Genomic DNA, 21,058 nt, shown 5'->3' with positions numbered 1-21,058 from the left:
AGTTAATCGAAGTTTATTAATGAAAATATAGGATATTTCTTTAACTTCTCTTCTCCTTTAAGATTTTTCAAAATAATAATAAAACCCCAACCAACAATTTTTCCACCAGCTTCTTCGACAAGATCACTCGCTGCAGCTGCAGTGCCTCCGGTAGCAAGCAAATCGTCTACCATCAATATTCTTTCTCCCTTTTTTATGCCATCTTTATGCATCTCTAAGATAGACATACCATACTCTAATTGGTATTCTTTCCTTGCCAATTCAGAAGGAAGCTTGCCTGGTTTTCTTATTGGCACAAAACCTACGCCAAGTTTAACAGCAATGGGAGCACCTATTATCAATCCCCTTGCTTCAATGCCTACCACTTTATCAATACCTTTGTCTTTAAAAAAATCTGCAAGTTGCTCAATCGCATAGCCAAATGCTTTACCGTCAGAAAGCAAAGTCGTGATATCCCGAAATAGGATTCCTTTCTGCGGGAAATCTGGAATGTTCCGTATATACTTTGTTAAATCCATTTCTACCTCCTCCTTGTCGCTACATTAAAATTATACCAAAAAATGTATACTCAGCAAAAGATAAAAAATTATCTTCGTTTCCTTTTAGATTTTTTTCCTCTCTTTTTCTTTAAAGTCTTTTTACTTAAAGAAACTTTCTCGTCCGAATGAGATTCACCAATTGCAGTTTCAACACGAGGCTCTACAGAAATAACGCGTTTTTCCGTTACGCTACTTATCTTTTCCTTACCCTTGTGCCATAACACAAGGAGTGGAGAAGCAATGTAAATCGAAGAGTAAGTTCCTGCAAGCAATCCAAACATTAGTGTCATCGAAAAATCTCTCATTGTAGGCCCTGCAAAAACGACCAATGCAAAAGATGCAAAAAATGTTGTAATGGAAGTATTCATAGATCTTACCCAGACTTCAGTAATGCTTTTGTTGACAAGCATGGGAAAAGTCTCCTTTCCTCTAAACTTTACATTTTCTCGTACTCTATCCATCACAACAACACTATCCTCCACGGAATATGTCATAATGGTAAGCAATGCTCCTATAAATGGAGCATTAAGTTCTATTCTGAAAAGTGCAAGCAAGCCGAGGGCAACAAGGACATCATGAAGTAAGGCAATAATAGTTGCAAGAGCAAATTTAAATGTGAACCGCATTGTAATGTAAAAAAGTATAAAGAGGAGAGCAAGGGCAAGTGAAATAAGCCCACTTTTTTTGAGTTCATCACCAATAACCGACGCAATAGAGGTAATACCAATTTGCTCCGTGTCTACCTTAGCTACATTAGTAGATATTTCATCAATAATGCTATTTTTTACATCATTATTCAATGTTTCTGCCTTAACTTTAATAAAAATTTTATTTCCTTGCGCTTCCTGGATAATTGCATCTTTAAACCCCTCAGAAGCAAGAATGTCACGCACTGCCCCTATGTCTGGTTTTTCCTCACATGTAAGGGTAATTACCGTCCCTCCCATAAAATCAATACCAAAATTCAAGGGGGATCCAATAGTAAGCTGATTAACCATCATTGAAGTAATGCCAACTAAAATGATAACAGCAGAAATAATTATCCAGAGCTTTGTATGCTTTATAATATTCCAATTTGCTATTTTTTCTCTAAAGTTCATCTACGCACCCCCTATATTCCAAACATCCACGGTTTCTTTGCTGCAGAATCTGGAATCAGTAAATTAGCAAGAGAATGGGTCACGACAACTCCACTCAAAAAACCTACAAGAATACCTACAGAAACAGTTACAGCAAATCCTTTAATCACGCCAGAGCCAAAATAAAACAACACTATTGTGCCAACAAGAACCGTCAAGTTTGAATCAAATACTGTTCTGAACGCTTTGGCAAAACCAGCCGAAATAATGGAGCGTGTCGATTTGCCGAGCTTAAATTCCTCTTTCATTCTCTCAAATACAATAACATTGATATCTACTGCCATACCAAGCGAAAGAATTGCACCTCCTATAGCAGGTAGTGATAATGTTGCATGTAGCAGGAAAAGTAGAGCCACTTCAACCGTCATATAAAACACAAGTGCTATGGTTGCAAGAACGCCAAGTAAACGATAAAAGAAAATCATATAAAGGAAAATGAGAAGTATTGCAATAATTATAGCAATCAAAGCCATTCTAACAGACTTCTGCCCAAGAGAAGGACCTACAACATCTTCCTCGATAAAATTAAGCTTAAGGGGAAGTGCACCACTTCTCAAAAGCGCCGCATCCTCCGCAGCTTCTTCGGCCGTAAAGCCTCCTTCAATAATTCCTTCTCCTCCAGTAATGGCACTCCTCACAACTGGATTCATCAGCAATTTACTGTCAAGATAAATTGCAATTGTTTTGCCCACGTTCTGAGCAGTAACATCAGCAAATATCTTAGTACCCTCACTATCTAATTTAAACTGTATGATGGGCTCACCAAGAGACTCGGGATCATTGCTAAATGCAAGATTTGCATCTTCTATATGGTCGCCCGTTAGAACAACGGTACCATCTTCAGTTTTGAATTCAAGTAGCGCGGTCTGCCCTATAAGTTCCTTGGCACGCTGTGGATCTTTCCATCCTGGAAGTTCTACATCAACTCGCATCCAGTGTGCACCCTTTTCTTGCACGACAATGGCCTCACTCAAGCCAAGATTATTTACCCTTCTCTCTAAAACACCCAGTGTACTTTCCATTTTTTCTCTTGTTACTTGTACTTCCGGGGTGCTCTCTGCTTCTAAAACAAATTTCACACCACCCCTAAGATCTAAGCCAAACCTTGGTTTTACTACCTGCTCCAAAGAGGTTAGTTCTTCTAATGGCTTGTTCAATGCACGGATTCCAACATAATCAACCCAGAAAGCTGTAACAAATATAAGCGCAATAACAATAACAGCAACAATTCTCTTTCTCCTCATCCTAAATCCTCCTCATTTCATTAAATTCACAAAATTAATATAAAGAAAACTTCCCTTTTGTTAATTAAGAAAGCTTTGTTTTATTTACTTCTAAACGAAATTCATAATCTAAAACTGATGCTGCTTTCCTACACATAACCATTCGCGTAAGAAAAATTTCAAAAAATTCCATTACCTGGCAAATTTTTGTATCAATACTTAAATTAAGAGAGATTTCTTTTTTCTCCTGATCCACAAAAATACTCGATTTTACAACAGCAAAGTTTACGCGGTCATGTATGTCAAAAGTTGCAGGACTTGAATTTCTTACCCTGCTTCTGTGAACATCTGCCTTGTCAGCTAATACAACAGCTGCTGTTATAGGGTTAGTAGCAATCCCTGAAGGCTCTTCATGGTTTGCAATTGCTCCGCCTACAGCTATAATTTCATTTATGTCGCTATTCATTTCTTCCAGTGCCCGCATAGCAAGGATAGCCCCATTCTGAGGATGATTTTCTCTGCCAAGAAAATTACCCATATCATGCAGCCATCCAGCAATGGCAGCGAGCTCAGCCTCCCGTTTCGGGAATCCTGTTTTCTTTAATATCTTGAAAGCAAGATCTGCTGTTATGCCAACATGCCTGAATCCATGTTCAGTATACCCTATTTCACAAAGATAGTCATCGGCTTTTTTAATATATATTTTCACTTTTTCATTATTTTTTACATCTTTAAGATAAATTTTCATTCTCTGTTCCTCAGAAAATCTTTTAATTCATCGAAATCTTCTTTCAGTGTACCCTTCAAAGCTCCATGATAAAGCACAGCAGCAGGATGGTACATAGGCATAAATGTAAAACCATCTTTTTTAATAATAGTTCCGTGTATCTTGCCAATGCTAAGCTCAGAAGAAATCAAAGTTTTAAGAGGCGTATTTCCTAATGTACAGATTACTTCTGGTTGCACAAGAGCTATCTGCGCTATAAGGTACGGTTTACAAGCATCTACTTCTAATGGAAGCGGGACTCTATTATTTGGCGGACGGCATTTTACAATATTTCCAATAAACACATTTTCTCTTTTAAGATCAATACCTGCCAACAACTCATCCAAAAATTTACCTGCAGCTCCAACAAATGGACGTCCTGTTAAATCTTCTTGCTTACCAGGACCTTCACCGATAAAAAAAATACGAGCATTTATAGATCCTTCACCGGGTACAGGCAACGTTCTTGTCTTGCAAAGAGAACACTTATTGCACTTACTTATGTTGTTGGAAATCTCATTAAAAAGTTGATTATTCACTCTGCAGATCCCCAACAAGTACTTTTCCTCTTTCACTTGAGGAAATATCCTTGGCAAATGCCAAAAATTCATCAAATCTAACTGACTCCACTTCTTGCATAAGCGCTTTTATACTCTTTACTTTTCCTTGAAACATGCCCTGTACGCCATTTCTTTGCATGCGTCCGCTGCTGCTTTCCAGCCCAAGAACTAAATTTCCAAGAATATACTCCCTAACATCCTGAAATTCTTCCTTCGATAACCCTTTCACCCGAATATTATCAATCTCTTTGTTTATGATGTTTTCTACTTTTTCGATATTTTCGGGAAGTGCCGAAGCATAAATAGCCGTTCCACCCGTATCGGAAAAACTAACCGGGTATGCATAAACAGTATAAACAAGCCCAGATTTTTCTCTCAGTTTTTGAAAAAGCCTGGAAGACATATTGCCTCCAAGGCTCGTTGTATACATAGATTGAAGGATGCTACGCCTACTAAATGATTTTTCTCCTTTTAAGGTAATAGCCAAATGAATCTGTGCTCCATCCTTTTTAAATAATCTCTTCTGAAATAAAAAAGTAGGTGGTTCGTTAAAAGTATCAATTTCGCTCCCATGAGGCATATCAGAAAAATATTCTTCTATGTAATTACTTATCGTTTTTTTATCGATATCCCCAACAACAGAAACAAAAATATTCTCCTTGTTAAACGAATTATTAAACCATTTCAGTAGGTCTGAACGTTTTAATTTTTCTACTGTTTCCTTTTCCCCAAGAGGATTATTAGCTACGGAGTTATCACCCCATATAGATCTAAGTACCTCCGCTTGGCAGATATCCTGCGGCGTATCATAATACTCGTTGATTTCTTCCATTATTACTGCTCTTTCTCTATTTAAAAGAGTCCTATGAAAAAGAGGATTAATTAAAATATCTGATAGAATATCAAACCCTTTCTCGGCATGCTTGCTAAGAAGTTTCGTGTAAAAAAGAGAATATTCCGAAGATGTATAAGCATTCAATCCGCCACCAAGGCATTCTATTTCGTGTGATACTTGATACGATGTACGCCTTTTAGTACCCTTAAAAACTGCGTGTTCAATAAAATGAGCTACGCCCAGTTCGTTCTTACGTTCGTAGCGGCTTCCAGATTTTATAAACACGCCGATTATCACAGAAGGAAAAGATTTATTCTCTTCAATAAAATACCGTATGCCGCTTGAAGTTTTGTCTATAGAAAAATATTCTTTACTTTTTGTCATTCTTTTTTTTGAGATGAGTTTTCCTCTAACCCTTTCCTTGTAAGTTGAATCTTGCCATTGCCTTCCACCTTCATCACTTTTACCTTTATTTCATCTCCAACCTTAATCTCTTTGTTGATATCTTTTACAAATTTATCTGACAATTGAGAAACATGAAGAAGCCCCACCGAATTTGGCAAAATTTGTACGAAAGCACCAAAATTTTTAATATCCACCACTTTACCGGTGTATATTTTATTCACCTCGGGTTCTTGAAGTAGGCCAATTATTTGAGCTCTTATCTGCTCGCCTATCTCTCCATCAGGAGCACTAATATATACTGTTCCATCAGGTTCAATATTAACATCCGACTCTGTTTCTCCAATGATGCCTTTAATTGTTTTACCGCCAGGGCCTATAAGCAATCCGATTTTATCCGGGCTAATTTTTATCGTAAAAATGCGCGGTGCATATGGAGAAATCTCTTCCCTTGGCCCAGGAAGAACACTCAGCATCTTCTCCAATATGAAAAGCCTTGCATCTTTTGCCTGGCTCAAAGCTTCCTTTAAAATTTCAAGTTTAACACCTTTTAATTTAATATCCATTTGAAGTGCAGTTATTCCATCTTTAGTTCCCGTAACCTTAAAATCCATGTCTCCAAAATGATCTTCCTCTCCCTGAATATCAGTAAGGATGGCATGCCGTTCTCCTTCGCTCACAAGACCCATTGCAATGCCTGCAACAGCCTTTTTGATGGGAACACCCGCATCCATAAGTGCAAGAGTAGATCCACAAGTAGCTGCCATCGATGAAGAACCGTTCGACTCGAGTACCTCGGAAATAACCCTTATTGTATACGGAAACTCTTCTTCAGAAGGTAGTACAGGCAATAAAGCTCTTTCAGCAAGTGCACCGTGGCCAATTTCTCTCCTGCTGGGCCCCCTTATAGGCCTGACTTCACCTACTGAAAACGATGGAAAGTTATAGTAATGCATATATCGTTTTTTAAATTCCGGTTCAAGAGATTCTATAAGCTGTCCTGCTCCCTGAGCACCAAGCGTTGCAATAGATAAAACCTGCGTTTGTCCTCTCGTAAAGAGTCCGCTACCGTGCGTATGCTTCAACAATCCTACCTCGATGTTTATATCTCGTATTTCGCTGAATTTTCTACCGTCTACCCTTATTCCTTCCAACGTGCGTTTTCTCAAGTATTTTTCTAAAAGCTCGTCAAAAATATAGTTGATATCCGCTTCCTTTTCAGGATTTTCTTCTAACTCTTTCTTTATAATTTCTTCTTTTATATCATCTAGAGCTTTTTCCCTTTGGAGTTTTTCAGTACTCTGCAAAACAGTTTCAATTTTAGAAAGAAATAAAGGGGCAATAGCTTCTTTCAAAGACTTATCAACTGCAATTTCAGCTACCGTAATCTTCTCTTTCCCTACCGTTTCTCTCAAATCTTCTTGAATGAGAGCAAGTTTTTTAATCTCGGGGATTGCAAGTTCTATTGCAGCAATCATTTGGCCTTCTGAAATCTCATTTGCTCCAGCTTCAACCATCAAAAGAGCGTCTTTTGTCCCGGCAATACTTAAATTTAAATCACTTTCTTTCAATTCCTTTTCCGATGGATTTACCACGAATTTACCATCAATAAAACCAACTTTAACAGCACCCACAGCTTCGGTAAATGGTTCATCCGAAATAAGCGATGCTGCTGAAGCAGCACTGAGAGCAAGTATTTCCGGAGAAATCTCCCCTCCGGAAGAAAGAACGTACACAATAATTTGAACAGGTCTCCTAAACTGTCCAGGGAACAAGGGACGTAATGCCCTATCTATAAGCCTTGAACTAAGCGTTTCTTTCTCAGATGGTCTTCCTCCTCTTTTAAAAAATCCACCCGGAATTTTACCTGCAGCATACATTTTTTCCGAATATGCCACAGTAAGTGGGAAAAAATTCATTGGCTCCGAAGATTCTTTTCCCATGGTAGATACTGCTAACACAACAGTCCCGCCGCAAGAGGCAATAACTGCACCACCTGCCTGTTTTGCTACTCTGCCTACCTCAAATTTAACACTTTTTCCACTAATTTCAATCTCTTTAGTTATAACCATATTAAGCTCTCAACTTAAGATCCTTAATGATCTTATTGTACCGCTTTTTATCAACATTCTTCAAATAATTTAGAAGCCTTCTCCGCTCGCCAACCATTTTAAACAAACCACGCCTTGAAGTATAATCTTGTTTGAATGTTTGCAAGTGCTTGGTAAGCTTAGAAATTCTACTTGTGAGAAGCGCTATCTGAACCTCAGGAGAACCAGTGTCTCCATCATGCCGTTGAAATCTTTTAATAATTTCTTCTTTTTCGTCTTTTGTAATCATAAATCCTCCTTAAATTATTATATTTCCGCTTTCATCAAAGGTTATCGTCGGAGCCTCGATATTCCTTGTTAAAAGTCAAATTATATTATACACATTTATTGAAGTTATGCAAACGAAAATAAATCTTTGCTTCTCCTACATCTTGCTGAATTTGTTCAATTAGACCCTGCGGCTTGTCAAATTTTTTTTCGTCACGTATTTTCTTTAAAAAGTGCAATCTTACATTAGCTCCATAAAGATTTTTTTTCACATCTATAAAATATATTTCTACTTTTAGCTTATCATTTTTTTCAAATGTAGGGTTAAATCCTACATTTGTGACAGATTGAAAAAATTTACCTCCTGTTTCCGCAAGAGTGACATAAACTCCACCTGGAGGAAGTAATTTGCTTCCATTTTTATACGCAATATTTGCAGTAGGAAACCCCAGCAAACGCCCTACACCTCTCCCTTTTACCACACCCCCTGAAATAAAGAACCTATATCCTAAAAGAGCATTTGCCGTTTCTATTTTGCCATTCATAATAAGCTGATGTACAAATGAGCTTGAAACTGTCTTCCCGTTAATATCAAGCAAAGGAATAGAATATACATCTATGTCAAATGGTTTTGTAAGTTTTTTCAGGTACATCACATCGCCGATTCGCCTATATCCAAACCTGAAATCTTCACCTACGACAATACCTTTTGCATTTACTTGTTGAATAATTTCTTTTTTAAAAAATTCTTCAGGGGATAATTTCATAAACTTATTGCACATTTCTACAACATAAGCGCATTGTATTCCGTTTTTCTCAAGAAGAAATAGTTTTTCTTCAAGCAGCGTGAGAAATTTTCTTTTCATTTCCTTTATAGGATGACTATAGAAAGTATAAACGAGAGGAATCGCATTTTTCATCTTTGCAGCTTTTATTGTTTCTTCAATGAGCAATTTATGGCCTCTATGCACACCATCGAACATACCTATTGTAACTACGGTGCTTTCTTTAACGTAATCGCCATATTTATATATCTTCATTCAACACCTTTTCGGGATGCACTTTGCCATCTTTATACCTGCCAATGCCTATAAAGACTCCACTTTCATCTCTGACAACAACTTTATCTGCAGTAATATCTAAGCCGTTCTTAAACCGGTCTGCTTCTTTTACAAAAACCACTGGTAGATCAATTGCACGATCAGCAGTCAAAAAACCTTTATCAAAACTGCCGTTCTTAATTCTTCCAAAAGTAGTAGCATCGCTAATACAGAATCTTCCAATAGAAAGCCGCGTAATAGCAGAGAGAGTAGCAAAAGTGCCTAATGCTCTTCCCATATCTCTTGCAATGGACCTCATATATGTTCCCTTCGAGCAAGTAATATCAAGCACAAGTTCGTTGCAGTGAAAAGAAATAATTGACATTTTAAGTATTTCTACCTGACAGGGTTTCTTTTTAATAATTTCTCCATCTCTTGCATATTTGTAAAAAGGTTTTCCTTTAAATTTTTTTGCCGAATAGTCCGGGGGGATCTGCTCTATTATACCAATGAATTGGTCTATAACTCCTTTTATTTCTTCGATAGTCACGATAGAATCTTTCTCATTTATTATACTGCCAGTAATATCGTCGGTGTCCGTCTCAATTCCAAATCGAATCTGTATTACATATCTTTTTTCATCCGTATCAATATAAGGAATAAAACGTGTTGCACTGTTCAGTGCAACAATCATAAGCCCCGTAGCCATAGGGTCAAGTGTTCCTATATGCCCTGCCTTTTTGGCATTAAAGATTTTTTTCACTCTATTTGTAACAGTAAAAGAAGTAAGGCCAAATGGTTTAGCAATTAATAAAATATTCTTTTTCAATAAATCCATTATGTAATCCAACCTTTTCAAGTTTAAGCATCTTGATTTTATTATCTATTCCGCCAGAAAACCCACCGATTTCTCCATTGCTTCTTACAACCCTATGGCAGGGGATGATTATAGGAAGAGGATTATTTCTCATAGCCGCTCCAACAAATCTGGCATATCTTTTGTCACCAAAAACTGCACTGGAGATACCACCGTAAGAAGAAACTTTGCCGCATGGTATTTTTTGTACTTCTTCAAAGATTGGAATAAATTTTGAATAAAATACAGGCACCTGATATTCTAGTGCGTTAGTATTTCCCTTCCAATATTTTTTAATAGACAAATTAAGCTTTGCATTGTTTCTAAATGTACAATGATCAACAAACATAATTTTTGATATAATTCCTGATTTCTCTTCTATCTTAAATAAGATACCATAGAAATTAATGCAATATACCACATCACTCATTATTTGCAGATTCAATAGTAACACTTACAGATTCTGGCTGCACGATAGAAATTACAACAGTTCCAGGTATGCCTTCTACCACAACAGGTAATTGATATGTGCCATCAGTAATGCCAGTAGCATCTACAACAGCAGTAATGGGAAGAACATCAATAGCATCAATATCTTCTTCAAAACCAGAAACAATCACTTCAATTTTTTCGGGATTAGCTTTGCCCACTAGATCATCATCTGTTTTAACAATAACAGGCAGGGTAAACTTTTTCTCCATGAGAGGTCTTACATCAATTTTTATTTTGCAATTTTCAGCGCCAATAATATTCACCCCTTCCGGCACGATAAGTAGGAGTTCAAATTCAGTAGATTTTGTGATAGCGTCTATATTCAAAACATCGGTAGTGATATAAGAAACATCAGATAAAGACAGAAAATCACCAGATATAGAAATGACAGCTGGCTCTACTGAAATAGATTTTATTCCAAACCCTTTAAAAACAGTACCATTAAGGTTGGGAACGATAGGCACTATTTTTGCAACAGTAACACTGCTCTGAGAAACTTTAACCATACAACTAATGGGACTAACCTGCACGTCTACTATGTTTTCCCCGTCTTTTCCAAATATTTTTACGGGAAGAGTTAAATTCGTTTCTTCTTTGATTCCTGTGAGATCAATTTGAATAAATACTTCTTTGATGCTGGCTAACACACTTTCGGGACCAGTAATACTTGCCTTATCAGGAGTAATGATGGGTGTCCCAGGAAGAAAACCCTCTTCTGCTTCACCGCTAAATTTTGCAGCTATCGGCATAATAATTGTAGTTAATTTTTCAAGGCTTACTCTCGCTTTTTCAGGAGATACTTTTTCTATCGTCACTCCCATAAGAGGAGATTTTGCATCAACATCTACATAATATTCACCAAGTGTTTTGCCAGAAAGATCGATCAATGCAGTAAAATCTTGCTCTTTTAGGCCAAGAATCAATCTGCTCGGCCCTCCAGCGGTAACATTTACATAATCAGTTTTATTTTTAATAACCACACCAGGTTCCATATTTATCGCCACCACGGGCACTTTAAATGTGCGCACTACAGTAGGCCCTTGCACACCTGCCACATAATACCATATTAATATGGCAAGTATAATCGAAATAACCTTTATATTAAAAATTTTCAAGAAAAATTTTTTCATTCTACTTGCGTATTTCCTCCTTTTCGGACCATGTCGGTTTTGCCATAACAAGCAACATGCCGCGGAGCTCTAATGGACTAAGATAACGGGTTAATTTTCCTTTTATTGCAAGAGAGATGATGCCTGTTTGTTCGGAGACAACTATTGACAAAGCATCTGTCTCTGATGTTATGCCTACAGCTGCTCTGTGCCTTGTACCAATTTCCTCTTTATCAAGCGATTCATCAAGAGAAAGGGGAAGTATACAACGTGCGGCCTCTATTCTAAGGTCTTTGATAATTACAGCACCATCATGAAGAAATGTATTAGGATAAAAAATTGTGTTAAGCAGCTCTGACTTCACGAATGCTTTGATAGGAACACCTGTTTCTATATATTCTTGTAAAGGCGTGCTCCTCTCTATCACAATTAAAGCACCCATTTTATTGAGAGACAAAAATTTTACACTCTTTATTATCTCGTCAATGATATTTTGAAAATCTTCCACACTAATAAGCTCCATCTTTTCCCCGATAACAATTCCTTTTCCCAACCCTGTAAACCATTTTCTCAACTCCGGTTGAAATACAACGACAAAAAGTATCGGAAGAAATGTCACAGAAAATCGAAGCAAGCCGTTCATTACATAACCTACCGTAACAAGATGAATCGAGTTAGTTACCTTTGCTAAAACTATCAAAGCAATAAAATAAACGGCGATGCCCTCTGCAAGTTGCAATGTTCTGGTATGCTGAATAGCACGCAGCACAAAATAAATAACCATGCTCACTATGAGAATATCAACGACAGCAAGAGCAACATACTTTGCATTAAAATTAGCAATCATAAAATTAATCATTTCATTCATCAGTATGTTTTACCAAAATTTTATATTTTTTGCAAGAATAAACGCCTATAAAAATGCTCTTTCCCTTCGATAACTATACCGCAAAAATATGCGAACCTTGTTCGTCCTTTGTAACACGAAGTTCATAGGGAAAGCTTTCCTTTACTTCCGCAACATGAGTTATAATAAGAATTTTTTTAAACTCGGTTTTTATTGCATTAAGTTCTTCAAGTACATTTGCTCTGCCTGATTCGTCTTGACTGCCAAAACCTTCATCAATAATTAACATCTCTAATGGCATCCCAGAAAGAGACGCTAGAAATAGAGAAATGCCAATCCTTGTTGCAAGATTAATTCTAAACTGCTCTCCTCCACTGAAAAGCACATATCGCCTCCGTATTCCTTTAGCGTATACTTCTATGTCTAATGTATTTTTTTCTTCACCTTTTCTATTTGCCTTCACTGTCCTAAATTTTAGTTGCATTGTCCCACCACTCATCTTTCTTAAAATTTCATTTGAAATATCTTCTATCTGCGGTACAACACTCCTGATAATAAGACTTTGGATCCCTTCTTTTCCAAACATATCGACACAAACATCCAGAATACGCTCGTCATCATCCATCTTCGCCAGCTCAATCAATTTTTTATTAAGTTCACTTTTCTCTTCTTTAACTTTTTTACACTTCTCTTCAATGCGAATCATCCTATCGTGCTCGCTGTGATATTGAAAAGATATGTCTTTAAATTCCTTCTCGAGAGAATCGTAATTTCCATTAACATCGCCTAGCTTTTCAACTTTTTCTGCAGTTTTTTTAATTTTTCCCCTTAATTCCTTTATCTCCTTCTCTCCTTTTTCTATCTCCTTATGAAAAGACAAAAGATGCTTTTCTACCTCTTCTTTACGCGCTTTTGCCTCTCTGAGATCCAGAAAAAGCATTCGATAATCTTGCAAAGTTTTCTTCTTTTCCTTGCACTCATTAAACATTTTTTCACTGAATTCAATATTTTTTATAAATTTCTCTATTTTCAGAATTTCTTTTTTTTCTTTTGACAAAAATTCGGGGTCCTCAAGTACTCGCTTCACTTCTTCCATCTCACGCAGCCACTTTTCACTCTGCACCCTCGCTGCATCGATATTTTTTCCAATTGCTTCTATTTTATTTTGAGAAACGGCCTGCTCGGACTGAACATCGCGCAAAAGCTTACCTAACTGCTGCTTTTTCTCTTCCTTTTTTTTCAATGCATCTTCTTTGACTTTTGTCTTTTCTTCAACACCATTAAGGCCTACAACTATTCCTTTGCATTTATTCCAAACGTCCATTTCCACATCCGACATTACGTCCCTTTTAAGAGCGATATCTTTTTCATTGAGTTGCGCAAGAATTTTTTCCCGCTGCGTCTCTTTTACTAACTTCACTGCCTTTAACAAATGTATCTCTTTCACGTATTTTCCAAGCTTCTCTTTTAACTCTACAAGTATTTTCGCATCAAATACAGTTCGAATGGATTCTATTTCTCCATTTAGTTTTGAAAGAACCAGATTTTTTTTGTAAAGGAGATTTTCGCTTTTGGCAATCTCCTCCTTGTATTTCAGCTCTACCTCTTTTCTATGTTCATCAGTAAGAGGAGAGCCGCAAAGAGGGCAATTTTTTGTTTCTTCAGAAATAAAGCGGAGTTTCTCTTTGAATGTAAAAAGATTAGCCTTCGCCATTTCAATTTCACTTGAGAGAGATGCTTTTCTCTTTATAAGCTCTTCTTTTCTCTTCTCTCCGTTCTCCTTCTCTTTTTCAACACGCTTGATTTCGGCTTCTATTCCGTCAATTTCTTTTTTAATAACTTCCAACTCAATTTTCTTTAGTGCGCTCTCAATATCTTCAATTTCCTTTTTTAACTTTCCCTTCTCCCTGTTAAGCTCAGATAAACGCTCCTCTCTTCTGCGTTCTAATTCTCCTATGCTATTTTTTGCTTTTTCCTTTTCCTTACATGCATTACGTAAAGTTTTTAATTCTTCCCCTACTAAAAAAATGCTTTTCTCTATTTCTTTCTCTCGGACTTCTAAATCGCTTTTGTTCTTAAGCAATTTTTCATTTTTTATTTTTTCAGTTCGTAGTTCCATAGTAAATTTCTTAAGAGAATCTTGATTTTGTTTAATTCTTCCTCTTAAATCGGTTTGCTTCCGCACTTTTAGTATTGTCTCTCTTTCTACAGTACTTTTGAGTAATGCCCTTTTTATTTCAGCTTGTGAAATCTTATTCTTTTTCTCCAGAAGTTCATTATATAAATTTTCATTTTCAACATATGCATTATAACCGTTCATTATTTCTTCTTTTCTTTTGAGCATCTCTTCTATCCGCAAAAGTTTTTCTTTTTCCCTTTTAACTTCATCTTGCTTTTGAAACACAATCCTCCCATGCTTCTCTTCTTCTATAGAAAAATGCTCGATCAACTGTTTAAGCTGATGCCATTTATTCGACTGCTTTCGAGCATTTTCGTATTTCTCTTCTATTTTTTCTTTTCTTTCCTTTAAATATGCAACTTGTTTCTTCTTTTCCGCAAAAATTTTCTCAATTTCTCTATTATCATCTATCAATTTTCTGGTACTCTTTATGTTCATTTTAAGAGCATCTTTCAATGCTTTAATCTCTCTCCTTTCGTTCAGCGCTCTTTCGCGTGCATATTCATAAATATCAAGGCCAAGCATCTCGCGAACAATCTCCATCTTCTCTGACGGTTTTTTAGCAGTAAAGAAATCTGATTTCCCCTGCAAAATGAAAGAGGATGTAATAAATGCATCATAATTCATCCCGATAATCTTTAGAATTTTTTCATCCGTTTCCCTTATCTTGTTCTCAGAGATATTTACAAACACATTATCTTTTTCAATTTCTAATAAAATATCCGATTTGCTGTTTATCTTATCGTATGTCCTCGTAATTCTGTATCTATCGCCATTCTGCATAAATTGAAATGCTACTTTTAGGTTAGTTTTCTCGGAAGATACAATATCTTCCACGCCTTTCTTGTTCCCTTCAACCCCTCTAGCCCTGCTGAATAGAGCAAATGTAATAGCATCAAGAATAGCAGACTTCCCCTGTCCGTTTTCGCCTGACAGAAGTCCAATATGAAAATTTGTAAAATCAAGTTTTTGTTCTGTTGTATAACTTAAAAATCCTCTAACTGCAAGAATTTCCGGGATCATTGCCTATTCCTCTTTCAGAAAAGAAATCGCTCTTTTAAAAATTTCCTCTCCGTGCTTTTTTACAAATGCGCTATCCTGGCGTTTAATATATTTTTCCACAGCTTCCCCGGGGGAAATACTAAGATTCATATTGCTTCTTACAATATTATTTTGCACAGCACGCTTGTCTTCCATCCCTGCAAATATCTTTGCTTCTTTTTTTGCTCTGTCTACTAATTTTTTAAATAATTTCTCATTCTGCAAATCATCTGAAAGAATTATTCTCACAACGCTTTCCTTTACCCTATCCCATTGTACAGCATCAATATCTCCATCATTGTTTATTCTTATTGTATAAAATTTGCGAGCAAAAGGGTTTTCAACAAACATAAAAGATGTTTTTCCCGTACTCTCAGAAATCTCCACATCAAAAAATCCCTTCTTGTCAGTTTCCTCTCCAAAATTTATTCTGTCCAGAGAGCCCGGATATACAACAGGATGTCCAAATTTTTTTGTAGAGATAATCTGCATTTTGTGAAAATGCCCCATTGCAATATAAGAAAATTCCTTTCTGTCAAGTTGTTCAGTAGATACAGGAACATCTGCTGCAAAATAAATGTATTTTTCCTCTCCCACTTCCCCCTCAGATAAAGGAAGATGAGCTACAAGAATAGTAGGAACCTTTCGGTCAATTTTTTCCAAAAAATAATCGATGCCACTAAAAATCTTTTCGTTCATTATGTGCCCAATTTCTTTTTCGCTCTTCTCCCTATACTCGTCCTTTGAAAGGAGATTACGCTTAAAAGGATATGGAACAGTTATAATATTTAAAGAATCCAATCTGTAATATCCAATCGTTTTAGCAATAACAACACCTTCAATCTCAAGTTCATCATAAAGATCAAGGTGAATATCTCTTCTTGGATTGGGAGCGCCTTCATGATTTCCAGTAAGAATAAATACTTTCACCTCATTTTGTACAAGTTCTTTCACAGTATGAGCAAACCCGCGTTGAATAAAAGCCGGAGGATCTCGCCTGTCAAATATATCGCCGGCAATAATAAAAAGCTTTATGTTTTTTTCTATTGCATATTGTGCAGCAAACTGAAGCGAAAGAAATGGGTTAAAATCCTTTTCCTTATCATAAGACCTGAAGCCAAGATGCAAATCAGCTATATGTATAAATCTCATCTTACGTGATAACCACCATCAATAAATAGTGCATCTCCCGTAATGTAAGACGCACTATCAGATAGAAGAAAAACAATGAGTTTTGCAACTTCTTCTGCTGTTCCTGCTCTTTTTAATGGCACCCTTTCCAAAAATTTTTGCCTCTCTTCAGCAAATGCCTCAGAAAAAAAATCATCAGTCATCTGCGTCTTAATAAGTCCTGGAATAACTGCATTGACCCGTACCTTTTTATCTCCCAGCTCCGAAGCAAGTGCTCTCACCAGCCCTATAACAGCTGCCTTAGAAAGCGCATAACCAGAAGATGGAGGATTTGTTGCTCCAAAAAATGCATCAATTGAAGAAACGAAAACAACACTTCCCTCTTTCATAAAGACAAGTACTTTTTGTAATAGTTCAAAACCAGATTCAACATTGACCAGTTCCATTTTCCTTAGTTCATGCATTCTAAATGTTTTAAATGGCTCTGTATATATCACACCCGCACAGTGCACAAAACCATCAATGCAACATGAAAATTGTTTAATTTTATCTACCAGATGCTCAATATTGCCACTTTCTGAAAAATCATGCTGGATAATTTTTATATTCTTATGAAGCAAGGCCGTACTTTCCAAATGTGATCTCGTCCTTCCAATAGAAATCACAGTAGCCCCCTTCTCTGCAAGTAAAAGGGAGGAGGCCTTCCCTATACCGGAAGAGCCTCCTGTAATAATATATGTTTTTCCCTTAAAATATTCTAAATCATTCACTTTTTGATATTTGGTATCATACAAAGAAACACAACTTTCTCAGTTCCAACATTTTCATAAGCATGAGGTACGTCGGGCTCAATATAAAGAGAAATACCTTCGTCTACAATTTTTTCCTCGTTACCCACTATGGCTTTGCATTTGCCTCTAAGCAAATAGATTTCATGCTCCCAGGAATGATTATGCAATGGTATTACAGCACCCGGCTTCATTTCAAAATAACGCATAAAAAAATTCTCAGCTCCTTCTCCTTTTGCTATAAGCCATCTCATCGTGACTCCCTCTAACATTTCCCCGTTCATTTCAACAGGATTTCCTTCCATTTTAGACGGATCGGCTATTTTCATCATTTTCCTCCAAGAAATTCCTTTGCAATTCCTGCTCCTTTTTCAAGCGCTTTTTCATTAGCCAAGATAAATTTTTCTTTCTTTCCTTTAAGAAACAACTTCATTGCATTTTTCACACTATCAAGAGAAACAGATTTTTCAATAGTTACATACACGCCAAGAAGAATCATATTTGCAGCTTTTTCGTTGCCAAGTTCTTTTGCAATAGTTTGAGCGTCAACCTCAATTACTCTCAGGTCGTTCCGTTTTACTTCTCTTGGAATGAGCGATTTATTTAAGATCAACAACCCATTCTTTTTCATCGCAGGCTCAAACTTGTCAAGAGAAGGAAGATTTAAGATAATAGCTGCCTCGGGATACGAAATAATAGGAGATGCAATAGGTTCATCTGAAATAATTACCTCACAATTTGCAGTTCCACCCCGCATCTCAGGACCATATGAAGGAAGAAATGTGACATATTTATTCTCTTCTTTGCCTGCCTCGGCAAGAAGCTCTCCTGTCAGCATAACACCCTGACCGCCAAATCCAGCAATAATCAATTTCTTTTCCATATCACTCCACTCCTTCAGCAACCTTGAACTCCCCAATTGGGAATATAGGAAGTACTTCTTTCCTTATTCTTTCCATCGCTTCTACCGGTGTCATTTTCCAATTCGTAGGGCAGGAAGAAATCATCTCAACAAGAGAAAATCCTATGCCGTTTACCTGAGCTTTAAATGCCTTCTTCAAAAACTTCTTTGCTTGAATAATATGTTGGGGGCTGTCTAATGCTGCCCTTGCAATGTAAGCAGTGGCCTCCAGTGTTGCAAGCATTTCAGGAACATGCATTGGAAATCCAGTAAGTTTCGGATCTCTTCCGTAAGGAGAAGTTGTTGTCTTCTGTCCTATTAAGGTTGTAGGCGCCATCTGTCCACCGGTCATTCCGTAATTTCCGTTATTAATATATACAACGGTTATTTTTTCTCCCCTTGCTGCCGCATGAACGGTTTCCGCTATGCCAATTGAGGCAAGGTCTCCGTCACCCTGATATGTCATCACAAAGGACTCCGGGTGAGTTCGTTTTATACCTGTTGCCATTGCACAGGCTCTCCCGTGAGCAGCCTCCACTGCGTCAGTGCCAATAAAATAGTATCCAAATACAGAGCAGCCAACAGGCCAAACAATAACAGTTTCTTTTGTAAGATTCTTTTCTTCAAGGAGTTCAGAAACAACCCTGTGTGCAATACCGTGAGGGCAACCGGGACAATATGTAGTAGGCCTATCCGTAATTGATTCTGGCTTCTTATATACTGTTTTCATTATCTGCCCCCTTCCATATGCTTTTTAAATTCTTTATATATGTCTTCAGCACTGGGAACAACGCCGCCAAGCTTTCCATAGAAGTAAACCGGCTTTCTGCCATTTACGGCAAGCTTCACATCTTCAAGCATCTGCCCTGCATTTAATTCGGAATCAAAGAAAAATTTCACCTGCTCTGCTCTCTTCCCTATAAGTTTTGTCGGGAATGGCCATAAAGTAATAGGCCTGATAAGGCCGAGATTTATTCCTTCGTCTCTTGCCATGCTAACAACTGTCTTTGCAATTCTTGCAACCGTTCCAAAAGCAGTAATTGCATATTCTGCGTCATCCATTTTATACTCTTCAAATCGGACTTCATTTTTTTCAATCTTTTTATATTTCTCTTGAAGATGAAAATTCATCTTTTCTAACCCTTCTGGAAGGATTTCAAGGGAAGTAATAATATTTTTCTTACCTCTATCCCTTTGCCCTACCGTTGCCCAATCAGGTGCTTTAAATTTCTTCACGTCCACCCATTCCTTAAATTCTACAGGTTCCATCATCTGCCCCATCAATCCGTCTACAAGCACTACTACCATAATCCTGTATTTATCGGCAAGGTCAAATGCATCAAACATTAAATCTGCTTCTTCCTGTAGGGTATGAGGTGCAATAACAATGGAATGGTAATCACCATGCCCTCCTCCTTTAACTGCCTGGAAATAATCAGCTTGAGCCGGTGCAATATCACCAAGACCAGGTCCTCCTCTCATTGCATTGACAACCACGCACGGGACATCTGAATTTGCAATATAACTAAACCCTTCCTGCATTAAGCTGATACCTGGGCTTGAGGAAGTCGTAATGACTCTTGTCCCCGTACAAGCCGCACCGTAAACCATATTAATTGCAGCCACTTCACTTCCTGCCTGTAAAAATACCCTTTCAAGTTTAGGCATCTTCCGACTAAAATACTCCGGTACTTCATTCTGAGGCGTAATAGGATATCCAAAAAAAGCCATACAACCTGCTCTTATGGCTGCTTCTGCTATTACTTCAGCGCCTTTCATTAATATTTTTTCTCCCATAACCTCTCTCCTTACCTTTTCACGGGCTCTGGTTTTCTTACTTCCGCAATTGCAGCATCCGGGCAGATCAAATAACAAAACCCACAGGAAATACAATTCTCGTTATCAAACAATTCTACGGGGTGATAACCTTTTGAATTTAATTTTTCTGAGATTCTTAACACATGTTTTGGGCATACAGCAACGCAGAGCCCACAGCTCTTGCATCTCTCTTCATTAACTAAAACTTTTTTCTCCATAATACCTCCTTTTAACTACTCCCCCGATCGGGGGAGAGGCTTAACAAACAGTTTTAATGGTAAAATTGGTACATCTAAATCTCTGACAAGATCTTGGTGTTTCTCATCGACACAAGCAAAATAAATTGGAATTTTTGTCTCTTCTGAAACCTCTTTTACAATTCTATACTCATTCCTTATAACCTTCTCTGTTGTTTTCCACCTCAGGTGTGTGTTAAAAACAAGAGCATTTATTGTAAGTTTAGATGCATCTTGAATTTGTGCCATTGCTTCAATTATTTCTTTTGTATTTGAGGTCTCGGGACGCTTTGTATTAACAACAAAAAAGAAGTTATAACTTCCTTCGAGAAACAAATTTTTAAATTGGGTAATAGCACCTGCTCCGTAAGGGTCTCCGCCTATATCCAGTATCTTTTGTTTATCTTTTTCCATCAATTTACTGATAATATGCGGTGGAAAGATAGGAAGATCCATTTTTCTTGTGATATCGGGAGGAGAAACAATCTCCACGTCATACATCGATATTGCATTTTTTATGTCTCTTATTCTGACATACGGTTTGACAATATCCATATCAAAGAGTACGTTGGGTATGTTTTGTTCTGACATTTTGATTGCAATGTTTACCGCAATTTCTGTCTTACCAGAACCAATTCTTCCGCCAAAAATCTGTGATTCTTTGTCTAAAAGCAATTTTACATCAAGCACTTTCATACAGTTTTACCTCTTCTACTTTTCTTAGAACCCTTAATACACCTTGTGCAATTGCGTTTAATTCGTCCTCGCCAGGATAAACTTTTACAGGCGCAATAAATGACACCCTTTCCTTTATCCACTCAGTTAATATCTTAGAGTA

At 37.1% G+C, this 21,058-nt stretch carries 23 protein-coding genes; all 23 read right to left on the bottom strand.

What is annotated here, in order from left to right:
• Positions 1–2: 2 nt before the first annotated feature.
• Positions 3–518: an adenine phosphoribosyltransferase gene (locus U9Q18_03600; GenBank protein ID MEA3313441.1), complete on the bottom strand. Its 516-nt coding sequence runs from the start codon at positions 516–518 to the stop codon at positions 3–5.
• 68 nt (positions 519–586) lie between these two features.
• Positions 587–1,639 (bottom strand): protein translocase subunit SecF, encoded by a 1,053-nt coding sequence (secF, locus tag U9Q18_03595; GenBank protein ID MEA3313440.1) that lies wholly within the window; start codon positions 1,637–1,639, stop codon positions 587–589.
• 11 nt (positions 1,640–1,650) lie between these two features.
• Entirely contained in the window at positions 1,651–2,922 is a 1,272-nt protein-coding gene (secD, locus tag U9Q18_03590; GenBank protein MEA3313439.1) for a protein translocase subunit SecD, read from the bottom strand.
• A gap of 64 nt (positions 2,923–2,986) precedes the next feature.
• Complete coding sequence (locus U9Q18_03585) at positions 2,987–3,649, bottom strand: HD domain-containing protein (GenBank protein MEA3313438.1); 663 nt, start codon at positions 3,647–3,649, stop codon at positions 2,987–2,989.
• The gene (locus tag U9Q18_03580; protein MEA3313437.1) at positions 3,646–4,206 is read right to left on the bottom strand and encodes a uracil-DNA glycosylase; all 561 of its coding nucleotides are present in this window, start codon (positions 4,204–4,206) and stop codon (positions 3,646–3,648) included. The genes U9Q18_03585 and U9Q18_03580 overlap by 4 nt, the downstream gene beginning before the upstream one ends.
• Complete coding sequence (locus U9Q18_03575; protein MEA3313436.1) at positions 4,199–5,446, bottom strand: pitrilysin family protein; 1,248 nt, start codon at positions 5,444–5,446, stop codon at positions 4,199–4,201. The genes U9Q18_03580 and U9Q18_03575 overlap by 8 nt, the downstream gene beginning before the upstream one ends.
• Positions 5,443–7,536 (bottom strand): polyribonucleotide nucleotidyltransferase, encoded by a 2,094-nt coding sequence (locus tag U9Q18_03570; GenBank protein ID MEA3313435.1) that lies wholly within the window; start codon positions 7,534–7,536, stop codon positions 5,443–5,445. Before U9Q18_03570 ends, U9Q18_03575 begins: the two co-directional genes overlap by 4 nt.
• Position 7,537: 1 nt before the next feature.
• Positions 7,538–7,804 carry a 30S ribosomal protein S15 gene (rpsO, locus tag U9Q18_03565; protein ID MEA3313434.1) on the bottom strand — a complete coding sequence of 89 codons (267 nt, stop codon included), beginning with the start codon at positions 7,802–7,804 and terminating at the stop codon, positions 7,538–7,540.
• An 85-nt stretch (positions 7,805–7,889) separates the two neighbouring features.
• The gene (locus U9Q18_03560) at positions 7,890–8,822 is read right to left on the bottom strand and encodes a bifunctional riboflavin kinase/FAD synthetase (protein ID MEA3313433.1); all 933 of its coding nucleotides are present in this window, start codon (positions 8,820–8,822) and stop codon (positions 7,890–7,892) included.
• A complete protein-coding gene (gene truB / locus U9Q18_03555; GenBank protein MEA3313432.1) occupies positions 8,809–9,660 on the bottom strand; it encodes a tRNA pseudouridine(55) synthase TruB in 852 nt (283 codons plus the stop codon). Before truB ends, U9Q18_03560 begins: the two co-directional genes overlap by 14 nt.
• The gene (locus U9Q18_03550) at positions 9,623–10,108 is read right to left on the bottom strand and encodes a methylated-DNA--[protein]-cysteine S-methyltransferase (protein MEA3313431.1); all 486 of its coding nucleotides are present in this window, start codon (positions 10,106–10,108) and stop codon (positions 9,623–9,625) included. The genes truB and U9Q18_03550 overlap by 38 nt, the downstream gene beginning before the upstream one ends.
• Positions 10,101–11,300, bottom strand: coding sequence for a CdaR family protein (locus tag U9Q18_03545; protein ID MEA3313430.1), 1,200 nt, complete (start codon positions 11,298–11,300; stop codon positions 10,101–10,103). The genes U9Q18_03550 and U9Q18_03545 overlap by 8 nt, the downstream gene beginning before the upstream one ends.
• A gap of 1 nt (position 11,301) precedes the next feature.
• Positions 11,302–12,147: a diadenylate cyclase CdaA gene (gene cdaA, locus U9Q18_03540; GenBank protein MEA3313429.1), complete on the bottom strand. Its 846-nt coding sequence runs from the start codon at positions 12,145–12,147 to the stop codon at positions 11,302–11,304.
• Positions 12,148–12,220: 73 nt separating this feature from the next.
• Complete coding sequence (locus tag U9Q18_03535; GenBank protein ID MEA3313428.1) at positions 12,221–15,328, bottom strand: SMC family ATPase; 3,108 nt, start codon at positions 15,326–15,328, stop codon at positions 12,221–12,223.
• Between the two features lie 3 nt (positions 15,329–15,331).
• Complete coding sequence (gene sbcD, locus U9Q18_03530) at positions 15,332–16,498, bottom strand: exonuclease subunit SbcD (protein MEA3313427.1); 1,167 nt, start codon at positions 16,496–16,498, stop codon at positions 15,332–15,334.
• Positions 16,495–17,247 (bottom strand): SDR family oxidoreductase, encoded by a 753-nt coding sequence (locus tag U9Q18_03525; protein ID MEA3313426.1) that lies wholly within the window; start codon positions 17,245–17,247, stop codon positions 16,495–16,497. Before U9Q18_03525 ends, sbcD begins: the two co-directional genes overlap by 4 nt.
• Positions 17,244–17,594, bottom strand: coding sequence for a cupin domain-containing protein (locus tag U9Q18_03520; protein MEA3313425.1), 351 nt, complete (start codon positions 17,592–17,594; stop codon positions 17,244–17,246). The genes U9Q18_03525 and U9Q18_03520 overlap by 4 nt, the downstream gene beginning before the upstream one ends.
• Positions 17,594–18,148 carry a 2-oxoacid:acceptor oxidoreductase family protein gene (locus U9Q18_03515; protein MEA3313424.1) on the bottom strand — a complete coding sequence of 185 codons (555 nt, stop codon included), beginning with the start codon at positions 18,146–18,148 and terminating at the stop codon, positions 17,594–17,596. Before U9Q18_03515 ends, U9Q18_03520 begins: the two co-directional genes overlap by 1 nt.
• Before the next feature lies 1 nt (position 18,149).
• Complete coding sequence (locus U9Q18_03510; GenBank protein MEA3313423.1) at positions 18,150–18,896, bottom strand: thiamine pyrophosphate-dependent enzyme; 747 nt, start codon at positions 18,894–18,896, stop codon at positions 18,150–18,152.
• Positions 18,896–19,963 (bottom strand): 3-methyl-2-oxobutanoate dehydrogenase subunit VorB, encoded by a 1,068-nt coding sequence (locus U9Q18_03505; protein ID MEA3313422.1) that lies wholly within the window; start codon positions 19,961–19,963, stop codon positions 18,896–18,898. Before U9Q18_03505 ends, U9Q18_03510 begins: the two co-directional genes overlap by 1 nt.
• Positions 19,964–19,974: 11 nt before the next feature.
• A complete protein-coding gene (locus tag U9Q18_03500) occupies positions 19,975–20,202 on the bottom strand; it encodes a 4Fe-4S binding protein (GenBank protein MEA3313421.1) in 228 nt (75 codons plus the stop codon).
• A gap of 15 nt (positions 20,203–20,217) precedes the next feature.
• Positions 20,218–20,916, bottom strand: coding sequence for a hypothetical protein (locus U9Q18_03495; protein ID MEA3313420.1), 699 nt, complete (start codon positions 20,914–20,916; stop codon positions 20,218–20,220).
• A partial coding sequence (locus U9Q18_03490) for a butyrate kinase (protein MEA3313419.1) occupies positions 20,903–21,058 on the bottom strand: 156 nt, incomplete at its 5' end. The genes U9Q18_03490 and U9Q18_03495, both read right to left, overlap by 14 nt.

The organism is Caldisericota bacterium (assembly GCA_034717215.1).
GTDB lineage: Bacteria > Caldisericota > Caldisericia > Caldisericales > Caldisericaceae > UBA646.
Note: the sequence above shows the minus strand (reverse complement) of the source record. Positions and strands in the feature narration are given on the sequence as shown.